The sequence below is a fragment of the Flavobacterium sp. ASV13 genome, from assembly GCF_000745775.1.
Classification (GTDB): Bacteria; Bacteroidota; Bacteroidia; order Flavobacteriales; family Flavobacteriaceae; genus Flavobacterium.
In genome coordinates this window covers 1-13,873 of record NZ_JQJY01000002.1, presented here as the reverse complement: position 1 = coordinate 13,873, position 13,873 = coordinate 1, and the positions used below count along the sequence as shown (strand labels likewise).

The 13,873-nt window shown below is 33.5% G+C and carries 7 protein-coding genes and 1 pseudogene; all 8 read left to right on the top strand.

Going from position 1 to position 13,873, the window contains the following annotated elements:
- Window positions 1–23: 23 nt before the first annotated feature.
- Window positions 24–1,418 (top strand): quinol:cytochrome C oxidoreductase, encoded by a 1,395-nt coding sequence (locus tag GQ47_RS03840; protein WP_035645268.1) that lies wholly within the window; start codon window positions 24–26, stop codon window positions 1,416–1,418.
- A gap of 19 nt (window positions 1,419–1,437) precedes the next feature.
- On the top strand, window positions 1,438–2,634 hold the full coding sequence (locus GQ47_RS03835; protein WP_035645265.1) for a cytochrome c oxidase subunit II: 1,197 nt from the start codon (window positions 1,438–1,440) through the stop codon (window positions 2,632–2,634).
- A gap of 30 nt (window positions 2,635–2,664) precedes the next feature.
- On the top strand, window positions 2,665–4,467 hold the full coding sequence (locus GQ47_RS03830; RefSeq protein ID WP_035645262.1) for a cytochrome c oxidase subunit I: 1,803 nt from the start codon (window positions 2,665–2,667) through the stop codon (window positions 4,465–4,467).
- 110 nt (window positions 4,468–4,577) lie between these two features.
- Window positions 4,578–5,600 (top strand): Holliday junction branch migration DNA helicase RuvB, encoded by a 1,023-nt coding sequence (gene ruvB / locus GQ47_RS03825; protein ID WP_035645260.1) that lies wholly within the window; start codon window positions 4,578–4,580, stop codon window positions 5,598–5,600.
- Window positions 5,601–5,609: 9 nt separating this feature from the next.
- On the top strand, window positions 5,610–6,425 hold the full coding sequence (locus GQ47_RS03820) for a prolyl oligopeptidase family serine peptidase (RefSeq protein ID WP_035645259.1): 816 nt from the start codon (window positions 5,610–5,612) through the stop codon (window positions 6,423–6,425).
- 62 nt (window positions 6,426–6,487) lie between these two features.
- Window positions 6,488–7,834 carry a cytochrome P450 gene (locus tag GQ47_RS03815; protein ID WP_035645257.1) on the top strand — a complete coding sequence of 449 codons (1,347 nt, stop codon included), beginning with the start codon at window positions 6,488–6,490 and terminating at the stop codon, window positions 7,832–7,834.
- The gene (queG, locus tag GQ47_RS03810; RefSeq protein WP_035645254.1) at window positions 7,831–8,757 is read left to right on the top strand and encodes a tRNA epoxyqueuosine(34) reductase QueG; all 927 of its coding nucleotides are present in this window, start codon (window positions 7,831–7,833) and stop codon (window positions 8,755–8,757) included. Before GQ47_RS03815 ends, queG begins: the two co-directional genes overlap by 4 nt.
- A 1,019-nt stretch (window positions 8,758–9,776) precedes the next feature.
- Window positions 9,777–13,873, top strand: a pseudogene (locus GQ47_RS22785) (DUF11 domain-containing protein); the annotation flags it as partial.

Genomic DNA, 13,873 nt, shown 5'->3' with positions numbered 1-13,873 from the left:
TGAACAAACTGATCGTAATAGATATGTATACATTTTCAAGTAAATTAAAAACTTTTTCTATCATCTTAATGGTTCTAGGGCTATTAGGAATTGGGTATGGTTTTTTAAGTGCACCTAAAGATATTCAAGAAGTTGAAAAAATACTAGCAGCAGATGCTCATGGTTCTCATGGAGCTGCACATGAGGAGTCTGCAGAGGCTTCACATAAAGAGGCAGGTCATCATGAAGCTGCTGAAGCTTCACATGAAGAACATAAAAGTGCAAAGCATGCAGAAGTTTCTGGTGCTGATGAACACGAAAAACATTTAGAGCATGTTTTACACCAATTGCAAAACAAGCCTTGGTCTGCATTATATGTAGCTTGTATTTTCTTTTTACTGCTTTCAATGGGGGTTTTAGCATTTTATGCTATCCAACAAGTTGCTCAGGCAGGCTGGTCTCCAGTATTATTTAGAGTAATGCAAGGTATTACAGCTTATTTACCAGCTGGTTCAATAATTTTCTTTATAATTTTAGTTTTATGCGGATTGCATTTTAACCACATTTTTGTTTGGCTTGGAGAAGGAGTTACAGAAAAAGGTAGTGCAAATTATGATGCAATTATTGCTGGAAAATCTGGTTATTTGAATTTTCCTTTTTGGATAGCTAGAGCATTTGTATTCTTATTAGGATGGAATCTTTACAGAATTTATTCTAGAAAAAATTGTTTAGCTCAAGATGAGGCTAATGATGATCTTTACTACAAAAAGAATTTCAAAATCTCTGCTGGATTTCTAGTATTCTTTATCGTGTCAGAATCAATTATGTCTTGGGATTGGATTATGTCATTTGATCCACACTGGTTCAGTACATTGTTCGGATGGTATGTATTTGCTTCTTTCTTTGTAAGTGGTATTACAAGTATTGCATTGGTAACAATTTATTTGAAATCTAAAGGATATTTAGAGTATGTAAATACAAGCCATATTCACGATTTAGCTAAATTTATGTTTGGTATCAGTGTTTTCTGGACTTATTTATGGTTTTCTCAATTCATGTTAATCTGGTATGCTAACATTCCAGAAGAGGTAACTTACTTTGTAACAAGAATCCAATTATATAACTTGCCATTCTTTGGTGCTGTAGTTATGAACTTTGTTTTTCCATTGTTGATATTAATCAATACAGATTTCAAACGTCTAAATTGGGTAATTGTAATGGCTGGTACTGTTATTTTATTAGGTCACTATGTTGATTTCTTTAATATGATTATGCCTGGTACAGTTGGAGATAAATGGTTTATTGGTATTCCTGAAATTGCATCTATTCTTTTCTTCTTAGGTTTATTTATTTTTGTTGTATTTACTGCATTAACTAAAGCTCCTTTGTTAGCAAAAAGAAATCCTTTCATTGAAGAAAGTAAACATTTTCATTATTAATATTTAAAGAAGTAAACAGATGACAAGTTTGTTGGTAATTATAGTTGTAGTTTTATTAGCAGTTGCATTATGGCAATTGACGAAGATATTTGACCTTACTCAGGTAGGTTCATCTTCGGACGATTCGCAAGTTGCATCAGATAATGATAATAATGTTCAAGGATATATAATGTTTGGCTTTTTAGCTTTCATTTATATATTTACGATTTACGGTTTACTGAAATGGGGTAATTTAGCACTTCATACTCCTGCTTCTGAGCATGGACTTTTAGTAGATAACTTAATGAATATTACTTGGGTTTTGATTTTCACAGTTCAAGTTATTACTCAAGGTTTATTATATTGGTTTTCTTTTAAAAATAGAGGACATAAAGATAGAAAAGCTTTGTTTTTTGCTGATAGCAATAAACTTGAAGCGATCTGGAGTATTATTCCATCTGTAGTTTTAGCTTGTTTAATTCTTTACGGATTGTATGCTTGGAACAATATTATGTTTGTTGATAAAGATGAAGATGTAGTTGAAATTGAATTATATGCTCAGCAGTTTAAATGGACAGCTAGGTATGCTGGTAATGATAATGTTTTAGGAAAAGCTAACGTACGTTTAATTGAAGGTATTAATACATTAGGTGTTGATATGTCTGATCCTAATGCTCAAGATGATATCGTAGTTACTGAATTGCATATTCCAAAAGGGAAAAAAGTGCATTTTAAAATGCGTTCTCAAGACGTATTGCACTCAGCTTACATGCCTCATTTTAGAGCACAAATGAACTGTGTTCCTGGAATGGTTACTGAATTTGCTTTTGTTCCTACTTACACAACTGCTGAATATAGAGAGTTAGACTTTATGAAAGAAAAAGTGGCTAACATCAATAAACTTAGAGCAGAAAAAAGTGTTGAATTAGTTGCTAAAGGTGGTACAGCTTTAGATCCTTATACATTTGATTATTTATTATTATGTAATAAAATTTGTGGAGCTTCTCATTACAATATGCAAATGAAAGTTGTTGTAGATACTCCTGAAGATTATAAAAAATGGTTAAGTGAGAAAACTACTTTAGCTCAAGATATTAAAGCAGCGGCAGCTGCTGAAAAAGAAAAAGCAGCTGAAGCAACTGCACCGACGGCAGATTCAACTTCAAAAGTAATTGATACTGTTAAAGCAGTTATTGATACTGTAAAAGCAGCTGTAGCTAAAGTTGCGGTTAAATAATATTATTAAGAAAATTTAAAGTACACATATATGTCAGCAGAAGCGCACGGTCACGATCACGGACACGATCACGAGCACGAACATCATCATAAAGACACATTCATTACTAAATATATATTTAGTATTGATCACAAAATGATTGCTAAGCAATACTTGATTACAGGTATTATTATGGGGATTATTGGTATTGTAATGTCTTTGCTTTTCAGAATGCAATTGGCGTGGCCAGAAGAGTCTTTTAAAATATTCAATGTTTTATTAGGAGATAAATTTGCACCTGATGGTGTAATGGCTAATGATATTTATCTGGCTTTAGTTACAATTCATGGTACCATCATGGTATTCTTTGTACTGACAGCTGGTTTGAGTGGAACTTTTAGTAACTTACTTATTCCACTTCAAATTGGAGCACGAGATATGGCTTCTGGATTTATGAACATGATTTCATATTGGTTGTTCTTCTTGTCTGCTGTAGTAATGTTATGTTCTTTATTTGTTGAAGCTGGACCAGCTTCTGCAGGTTGGACAATTTACCCTCCATTAAGTGCTTTACCACAAGCGATCCCTGGATCTGGAACAGGTATGACTTTATGGTTAGTTTCAATGGCTATCTTTATTGCATCTTCTTTAATGGGATCATTAAACTACATTGTAACTGTTATTAATTTAAGAACTAAAGGGATGTCTATGACTAGACTTCCTCTTACAATCTGGACATTTTTTGTAACAGCTATTATTGGTGTTATTTCATTTCCAGTGTTATTGTCTGCAGCTTTATTGTTAATTTTCGATAGAAGTTTTGGTACTTCATTCTTCTTATCTGATATTTATATTGCTGGTGAAGTTTTACATTACCAAGGTGGTTCTCCAGTATTGTTCGAACACTTATTCTGGTTCTTGGGTCACCCTGAGGTTTACATCGTAATCTTGCCTGCTATGGGTCTTGTATCTGAAATTATGGCTACGAACTCTCGTAAACCAATCTTCGGATATAGAGCGATGATTATGTCAGTTCTTGCAATTGCATTCTTATCAACTATTGTTTGGGGTCACCACATGTTTATCTCTGGTATGAATCCTTTCTTAGGATCTGTATTTACTTTTACAACTTTATTGATTGCAATTCCATCTGCTGTAAAAGCATTTAACTGGATTACAACTTTATGGAAAGGTAACTTACAATTCAACCCTGCAATGTTATTCTCTATTGGAATGGTTTCTACTTTCATCACTGGAGGTTTAACTGGAATCATTTTAGGAGATAGTACTTTAGATATTAACGTTCACGATACTTACTTCGTTATTGCTCACTTTCACTTAGTAATGGGTATCTCTGCACTTTACGGAATGTTTGCTGGTATTTACCACTGGTTCCCTAAAATGTACGGAAGAATGTTAAATAAAAACTTAGGTTATATTCACTTCTGGGTAACTGCAGTTTGTGCTTATGGAGTTTTCTTCCCAATGCACTTTATTGGATTAGCTGGTTTACCAAGACGTTATTATACAAATACAAACTTCCCATTATTTGATGATTTACAAAATGTGAATGTTTTAATTACAACATTTGCTCTTGTAGGAGGTGCTTTCCAATTAGTATTCTTATACAATTTCTTTAGTAGTATTTTCTACGGTAAGAAAGCAGTTCAGAATCCATGGAGATCAACAACATTAGAGTGGACTACACCAGTAGAACATATTCACGGTAACTGGCCAGGTGAAATTCCTCATGTATATCGTTGGCCGTATGACTATAGTAACCCAAATCATGATGTAGATTTTGTACCGCAAAATGTACCAATGAAAGAAGGTGAAGAAGTTTTACACCACTAAAATATTTCAAAAAAGACTATCAGAAATGATAGTCTTTTTTTGTTTAGTTAAAATTTTAAACGTTCAGTTTTACTATTTTACAAACTAATTACTTTCTCTATCTTTGTAGGATGAATGAAAATCTTGATCCTACTACAAAAGGATATAACCCAGAAGAATTAGATCTTGAAAAAAGATTGCGTCCGCTGTCATTTGATGATTTTGCCGGACAAGATCAAGTTCTAGAAAATTTAAAAGTTTTTGTTGCTGCTGCTAATCAACGTGGAGAAGCACTTGATCATGCGCTTTTTCATGGGCCTCCGGGACTTGGTAAAACGACATTGGCTAACATACTTGCCAATGAACTTCAAGTGGGAATTAAAATAACTTCTGGACCGGTATTAGACAAGCCAGGCGATTTAGCTGGATTATTGACTAATTTGGATGAACGCGATGTTCTATTCATCGATGAAATTCATCGATTAAGTCCTGTTGTTGAAGAATATTTATATTCGGCAATGGAAGACTTTAAAATTGATATTATGATTGAATCTGGTCCAAATGCGCGAACAGTTCAGATCAATTTAAATCCTTTTACTTTAATTGGAGCAACTACTCGCTCAGGATTATTGACGGCTCCAATGAGAGCTCGTTTTGGGATTTCATCTCGTTTACAATATTATACTACTGAACTTTTAACTACAATTGTTGAAAGAAGTGCTTCTATTTTAAAAATGCCTATTGATCTTGAAGCGGCAATTGAAATTGCTGGACGTAGTCGCGGAACTCCTCGTATTGCAAATGCATTGTTGAGAAGAGTACGTGATTTTGCTCAAATAAAAGGTAATGGAAGAATTGATATAGAAATTTCGAAGTATGCCTTAAAAGCATTAAATGTTGATGCGCATGGTCTTGACGAAATGGATAATAAAATTCTATTGACCATTATCAATAAATTCAAAGGAGGCCCTGTTGGACTTTCTACTTTGGCAACTGCTGTATCTGAAAGTAGTGAAACAATAGAGGAAGTTTATGAGCCGTTTTTAATTCAGGAAGGGTTTATTATGCGTACTCCTCGTGGTCGTGAAGTTACAGAGAAAGCTTATAAACATTTAGGAAAGGTTAATACAAATATTCAAGGAGGATTATTTTAAAAATATTTTATGAAGCATTACTTTTTATTTTTGCTATTTGCTTTTTGTAGCTCTTTTGGTCAGACAAATTATTTTCCGCATCTTTCTTATGGAAAATCATCTCAACAAATTTTGGATCTTTATGTTCCGAATGGAAATTTAAAGGATGTGCCAGTTGTTATTCTTCTACATGGAGGATCTTGGTCGATGGGTGGACTTGAATACACAAACAAACATGCTCTAGATATTGCTAATAAAGGTTTTGTAGTTGCTAATGTAGATTACCGTTATATTAATGATACTATTTCGGCTAAAGATTTGTTGACTGATATCGATGCTGCTATTAAGTATGTTTCGAAAACTTCTGGTAAATATGGTTATGCTAAAAAAGGATATCATATTGTTGGAATTAGTGCAGGTGCTCATTTGGCATTATTATATGGTTACACTAAGAGAAATATGAAGTCTATTACTGCTTTGTGTGCGCCTTCGAAGTTGGATTCTCCTGAGGTATTGGAACTTAGAAAAAATAGTGGACATTTGGATATTATTGAAAAATTAGCTGGTGCCAAAATTAATCCGAGTGGGAATAATGTTGCAGTAACTAAGATAAGTCCGTTTAGCAATATTTCAAATATACCAACATTGTTAATTCATGGTAACGCTGATAATGTAGTTGATGTCAGTCAATCGCAAAATCTTTATAATGAATTAAAAAGAAAAGGTATAGAAACAAAATTGATTATTAGAGAAGGTAAGGGACATGATGTTGGAATGAATACACCTGAAACTGAAATTCAGAATATAAAAGATATTACAGATTGGATTCTGCAACACAATAAGTAAACTTTATTAACAAGGAAAAATGAGCACCATAATTAAGGCGGTTTGTTTAACTTTTATTCAAAATGTCTGATAGCAAAAAATATAATTACCCGAATAAGCTTTCAATTGCAAGATTCTTTTTAGACGCAGAAGGAGTCAGAAGAAATCCTATACCGTTTCATAAAAGATATTTTGACAAGTTAGGTGATTCATTTTCTTTGAAGATCGGTTTTTCTAAGCATTTGATCTTGTCTCGGGATAATGAAATTGTTCAGTATATTTTAGTTAAAAATCAGAAGAATTATCACAAGTCAAAATTCCAATCGGTTTATCTTTCTAAGTATTTAGGAAAAGGGCTTTTAACTAGCGATGGTGAATTTTGGTTGAAGCAAAGAAGGCTTATTCAGCCTGCATTTCATAAACAGAAAATGAATATGCTGGTTGAGAATATGAATAATACAATTAGTTCTGAAATTGATAATTTAACAGAGAACGAGATTGTTAATGCTTTTCCAGCAATGAGCCAGCTTGCGTTTAATGTTGTTGCAAAATCTTTATTTGAGTTTTCTATTTCAGAAGAAAAACTACATCGTATTAAATTTATTATAGAAGAAGTTCAAAAATTTCTGGTTAAAGAAATTAGACTTCCTCACAAAGCTTTATGGTTTTCATTAAGTGGTCAAGTCAAAACGCATTTAAAATTAGCACAAGAAAATAATAAAATTATACAGGAAATCATTGAAGAACGAAATGTTTCCAATGAAGATTTTAATGATTTGCTTAACATGCTAATGGAAACTCGTTATGAAGATACCGGAGAAAGCATGTCTATGCAACAATTAATAGACGAAATAAAAGTATTATTTATTGCTGGACACGAAACAACAGCAAATGCCTTGACTTTTACACTTCACTTTTTGGGAAAATATCCTGAAGTGCAGCAAAAGGTCTTTGATGAAATTACAGAAATTGAATCGCAGACGGATAATGTTATTGAACAACTTCAAAAAATGACCTATATAAACGCTGTTTTGAGTGAATCGATGCGATTATATCCTCCGGCTTGGATAACAGATAGACAAAATGTGGAAGATGATATTGTAGGTTCATATAAAATAAAAAAAGGAACTTTGATAGGAGTTTCGTTCTATGAACTCCATCGAAATCCCAAATATTGGCAAAATCCAGATGAGTTTATTCCTGAACGATTTCTTGGAGAACAAAAGAAGCAGTCGATGCAATACTTTTACCCTTTTGGAGCAGGACCACGAATGTGTATTGGAGCCGGTTTTGCGATTTATGAAATGTGCCTGGCAATTTCACAAATTGTAAAACGTTATGTTGTAAAATCAAATACAGATAAAGTTGAATTTAATCCATTAGTGACTTTAAAACCTGTTAATATTGAAGTTTCATTTTCTAAAAGATGAGCATAAATTCGAAAGAAACATATTCAAAATTCATAAAAGACGAAGCTAAAAGGCTTGGTTTTCTCTCTTGTGGAATTTCTAAAGCTGGATTTCTGGAAGAAGAGGCTCCTCGACTTGAAAAGTGGTTAAATAACAATCATAACGGCCAAATGGCCTATATGGAAAATCATTTTGATAAACGTTTAGATCCAACTTTACTGGTTGATGATGCTAAAAGCGTTGTTTCTCTTCTTCTTAATTATTTTCCATCGGAATCTCAAAATGAAGATAGTTTTAAAATCTCAAAATATGCATATGGACAGGACTATCATTTTGTTATAAAAGAAAAATTAAAAGAACTACTTTATTCTATTGAAGAAAATATTGGAGAAGTTTCAGGTCGCGCTTTTGTAGATTCGGCTCCGGTTTTGGACAAAGCTTGGGCTGCAAAAAGTGGTTTAGGTTGGATTGGGAAAAACAGCAATTTAATAACTCAAAAAGTAGGCTCTTTTTATTTTATTGCAGAACTTATTTTAGATCTTGATTTAGAATACGACTACAAAACAACAGATCATTGCGGTTCTTGTACTGCTTGCATTGATGCCTGTCCTACTCAGGCAATTGTAGCGCCATATATTGTTGATGGTAGTAAATGTATATCTTATTATACAATTGAATTAAAAGAAAATCTTCCGTATGAAATGAAGGGGAAATTCGACGAATGGATGTTTGGTTGTGATACGTGCCAAGATGTTTGTCCATGGAATCGTTTTTCAAAACCTCATTCAGAACCTTTATTTAACCCTAATCCTGATTTGCTTTCTTTCTCTAAAAAAGATTGGACTGAAATTACAGAAGAAACTTTTCGTGCCGTTTTTAAAAATTCTCCCATTAAAAGAACAAAGTTTGAAGGGTTAAAAAGAAATATCTCTTTTTTAGAATAAAATGAAATCTGTATTAAGATTAAAATTTGCTCTAATTATACTTCTTTTTCATTTATAAATTTCCACCTGTAGATGACACATTTTTTGTAAGACGCTATGTTTTAGTTTGATACGTGTGTCTTTTTGTAGCTGTAAGAAATAAAATACGCTTAATGTAGTTTGTCGATAATAATTATCGACTAATGACACATTAGTTCATGATTTGTTTCATTGTATATTTTTAAATCTAATTTTTCAGTTATTATTAGCATTAGAATAATTGTAAGCTTTGTCTTGTATTAATATATCTAAGATTGAATTAGTTTTCTACAGATAAAATGGAATTTAAAATTATGTAGAAAATGTTTTGACTTATAATATTATTTGTTTAACTATTTTAAAATACTGATAATCAAATATTTTATTTTAAAAACAGATTTAAAAATAAAATAAATCTAAAAATTGACACTGCTTTCTTTGTTAGATAAAAATAGTTTTAAAGAAAAATGTTCTATTGAGAAAATAGATTTAGAAAAATTAAATTTTTGCAATTTGGACCTTCGAAAAAGAACAAACAAATGTTAAGAACTTATATGATATTCTAATGTTGCTTGTTTTGTAAGATTTTTTAATGTTTTTCTTTTAAATGATTGATATTAATGATTTATTTGCAACAATTTAAGAAAATTCTTCTATTTTGTTGCGAAATAAGCAGTTTTGATATTTTTTGAAATTGATTTTTGTCGAAAAAAGGTGTTATTCAACGTTTTTATAGGTAGTTTGTCGACTAATGTAGCTAATTACTAGGTGTTTATATATTTTCGCGACACCAAAACTACCCAAATAACCTATGACACAATTTTTATGTCTTGAACTAAAAAAGGTTCAAATGAATTTTGATTTTGATAAAAATCTTAAGGAAGATTTTATTTTCTTTTCAAAATCCAATCCCTATATTTTTTCGTATTTGTCCTATATGCTGAAAACTGTGGTAGTTTTTTCAGCTTGCAATATTTGCACTTCTCAAATCTTACTTGCGTATGCGTAACTCTACTTCTAATCAGTCTAGATTTTCTAGACTAAACCTTTTTATTGCATTTTTATTCCTGATTAGTTTCAGTGCTTCGGCTCAGTTCTATACAAAACATTATATAGCACCAGCACCTTGGCAGTATTTTAGCAAGGCAAACGAAATTGTAATTTCTACCAATTCGCTTACCGAAGTAACTATAACTTTAACCAAAAGCGACGGTACTTTTGAAGCTACTTTGAAAGCAACAAAAGGAGCTCCTGCTGTTTATAGGTTTAAACTTAATGCATCTACTCTTCCGATGAATGCTTTAAATACCGTTCTAAATGGTGCAGGTCTAATTATTACAAGTACTGGTCCTACTGCTGTGAACTTAAGGAATGTTGCCTCAGATGATTATATAAGAGGAGAAAATGCCGATGCTAATATTAAAGGAAATGCAGCATTAACTAGTTTTGGTGATGCCGGTTTAGGTATTCGTTTTAGAGTAGGTTATTATAGAGATGGTTCTTTAGGGAATTTCGGAAGTTTGGGAGATCAGCGTCCTATTTACAGTGTTATGGCTACGGTAGACAACACGACTGTGAAAATAGATAATACTATCACAGCAACGTTAAATGCTGGACAAAGTTATTTGTTTAAGGCGCCAATAGGAACTCTCGTAGAAACTTCAAATCCTGCTGTAATGAACACAGCTGCTGGAATAGATATGCCAGATGGATGTGGAGATGGAGCATACAACCAAGTACCTCCCGAAGCAGTTTTAGGAACTGAATATTTTCTTGTAAGAGGAACGGGGAATGATACAGCGGAACAAACTACAGTTGTTGCTACAAAAGATGATACAAATTTAACAATAAATGGATATTCAACTACAGGAGCATTAGTATCTACTATTAATGTAAATTTACCACAAGCAGGTAAGTTTTATACTTTTAAAAATGGTGTTCCTAATAATGGTAATTCTGTTACAAGTTTCACATCATCACGTGTGTTTGCAGATAAGAGAGTTGCAGTTTATTCAGGTACAGCACAATCTTGCGAGGTTGATATTTCAACAATTGCACCAGTCTCTGAATGTGGGGGGTCTAATTTTATAGAAACTGCAAAATTTAAAAATTACCAGGAGGGAACACTAGATTACTTTGGGTATATTCTTTTAAGAAGCGCTACAGAAATTGTAACTGTCAATGGTAATAATATTGCAAATATATCTGGTATTGGTGCTCGTTACCAAATAGGTACAACAGGATGGTATTTGATTAATTTTAATAGTGTACAAATAGGAAGTCCAGATGTTCTTTCTATTGCCAGTGACGCCAAACTCACTGTTTCGATCGTGCAGCAGGCAGGAGGATTTTCTATGGCAGGTTTTTTCTCTAATTTTGCCGCTCAGCCTGATGAACCAACTTTAACGTATATTTCAGGTGGTGGATGTACTAACAATACAGCAGAACTTACAACTCCACCAAATTTTGCTCCGTACCAATGGTATTTTAATGGAACGGCTATCAGTGGTGCTAATTCATCAACTTATACAGCTACTAAAACGGGTAATTATTCAGTATCATCAACTTTGGCTTGTGGTGCTCAAACTCAATCAAAGCCAGTTACGGTTACTTTATGTACCGATTTAGGAATTACAAAGACAGTTGATAATGCAACGCCATGTATAGGAACCAATGTAGAATTTACTGTCAAAGTGAGTAATTTAGGAGGGAATAATGTTTCTGGAGTTTCAGTAAACGATTTGCTTCCTTCAGGATATACTTATGTAAGTTCAACTCCTTCTGTAGGTATTTATGATTCTTCAACGGGTACTTGGAGTATTGGTGATGTTGATGCTCAGACATCGGTTACATTAAAAATTACGGCGACTGTAAAAGCAACTGGTAATTATACAAATACGGCATCATTGCCAGCTTCAATAGATATAAATTCGGCAAATAATTCGGCGAGTGCTGCAGTAAATCCAAAGGTGTCAAATCTTATTGTCACAAATCTTGCAGCAGTTTGTTCACCGTCTACAGTTGATTTGACAGCTTCAGCTATTACGGCTGGAAGTAGTACGAATTTAACTCTTTCGTATTGGACAGATTCATTGGCAACAACATCATATTCAACACCAACTACAGCAAGTGCTGGAACTTATTATATAAAGGCAGTTTCGTCTGAAGGATGTGTGTTTGTAAAACCTGTTGTGGTGAATCAAAACCCTAAACCAACCACTCCAACAATTAATGTAAATTCAGGCCAAGCGACTTGTGGGACTTCAGGAAATATAGTTTTGAGATCGACTAGTTCTGCAAACACACTTGGAGGGACTGGAAGTACTTACTTATGGTCAACAGGAGAGAATACAAGAAGTATTACAATTACAAATGATGGAACTTATTCTTTAAAAATAATTAATAGTTCGGGATGTATTAGTGATAGTTCTAATGCAATAGCAGTGACTGTTAAGCCAGCATCTCCAACTGTGGTCGCTAATCAATCGTTTTGTGCTTCTGAAAATAAAAAAGTGAGTGATTTGGTAGCGAGTGGAAGCAATTTAAAATGGTATAATCAATCCACAGGAGGAACACAATATAATGCAAATACAACTCTAAGTGCAGGCACCTATTATGTGAGTCAAACTAGTGTAAATGGATGTGAAAGTGATAGAAGCTCTGTGCAAGTAACAATAAGTTCTTCTTCTGCACCAGTTGCTTCAGCTCAGACATTTTGTGCTGCTGAAAATAAAAAAATTAGCGATTTAATTGTTTCAGGAAGTAACTTAAAATGGTATAATCAATCCACAGGAGGAACACAATATTTAGGAACTGAAACATTAGTTACAAGGAATTATTATGTAAGTCAAACGGCAGGTAGTTGTGCAGAAAGTGCAAGAACTTTAGTAGCTGTGACAATTAATAATGTGCCAGGAGCGCCAACTGCTTCATCTCAGACCTTTTGTGTAAATGAAGCCAAAACTGTTAATGACTTAGCAGTTACATTAACAACAGGGTCGACAAAAAAATGGTATGATGCTGCAACAGCTGGAACTGCCTATACAGGAACTGAATTATTGACAACAAGAACTTATTATGTAAGCCAGTCAAATGCTTGTGGTGAGAGTACAAGAACTGCAGTAGTAGTAACTGTAAACACCACTTCAGCACCAACTGCTTCAGCTCAGACATTTTGTGCTATTGATAATAAAACAGTTAATGATTTGGCGGTTACTTTAACCTCAGGTGCGAGTAAAAAATGGTATAATGCCAGTGTGGGTGGAACAGCATATGTTGGAAACGAGGTATTATTTTCAGGAACTTATTATGTTAGCCAAATTTTAAATGGTTGCGAAAGTACAAGAACAGCAGTAGCGGTTACGGTAAACAATACAGCAGCTCCAACAGCTAATTCTCAATCATTTTGCGCTGGTGATACTAAAAAAGTTAGTGATTTAACTGTTACTTCAGGAACAAATTTAAAGTGGTACAATGCAAGTTCAGGAGGAACGCTTTATAACGGAACGGAAACATTAACATCAGGAAATTATTATGTAAGCCAAACACTTAATAATTGTGAAAGTAGCAGAATTTTAGTTGCAGTTACGGTAAACCCTACACCAGCAACACCAAGTATTTCTGCAGGAAGTTCAACAACGTTCTGTACAGGTGGAAGTGTAGTTTTGACTTCAACTAGCGGAATAGGATATTTATGGTCTAATGGAGCAACAACACAGGCTATTACAGTATCAAATTCAGGGAATTATAGTGTTCAGGTAACAAACGCTTCTGGATGTTATAGCGCTTCTTCTACTCTTGTGACAGTAACAGTAAATGTGATCCCTTCGGCACCTTCAGCTTCATCTCAAACATTTTGCGTAGTTGACGGAAAAACAGTAAATGATTTAGTAGCAACAGGAAATAATTTAAAATGGTATAATGCCAATTCTGGCGGAACATTATATTCAGGAACTGAAACACTGACCGATGGAACTTATTATGTAAGTCAAACTACAAATAGTTGTGAAAGTACTAGAACAGCTGTAAATGTTACCGTAACACCAAAACCTGCAGATGTTGTCACTACAGTGGGCATCTGTTCTGGAGAGACGTATAC

Coding starts and splice junctions, on each gene's coding strand:
- GQ47_RS03835 (WP_035645265.1), top strand. CDS start 1,438: ATGACAAGTTTGTTGGTAATTATAGTTGTAGTTTTATTAGCAGTTGCA.
- ruvB (WP_035645260.1), top strand. CDS start 4,578: ATGAATGAAAATCTTGATCCTACTACAAAAGGATATAACCCAGAAGAA.
- GQ47_RS03830 (WP_035645262.1), top strand. CDS start 2,665: ATGTCAGCAGAAGCGCACGGTCACGATCACGGACACGATCACGAGCAC.
- GQ47_RS03815 (WP_035645257.1), top strand. CDS start 6,488: ATGTCTGATAGCAAAAAATATAATTACCCGAATAAGCTTTCAATTGCA.
- GQ47_RS03820 (WP_035645259.1), top strand. CDS start 5,610: ATGAAGCATTACTTTTTATTTTTGCTATTTGCTTTTTGTAGCTCTTTT.
- GQ47_RS03840 (WP_035645268.1), top strand. CDS start 24: ATGTATACATTTTCAAGTAAATTAAAAACTTTTTCTATCATCTTAATG.
- queG (WP_035645254.1), top strand. CDS start 7,831: ATGAGCATAAATTCGAAAGAAACATATTCAAAATTCATAAAAGACGAA.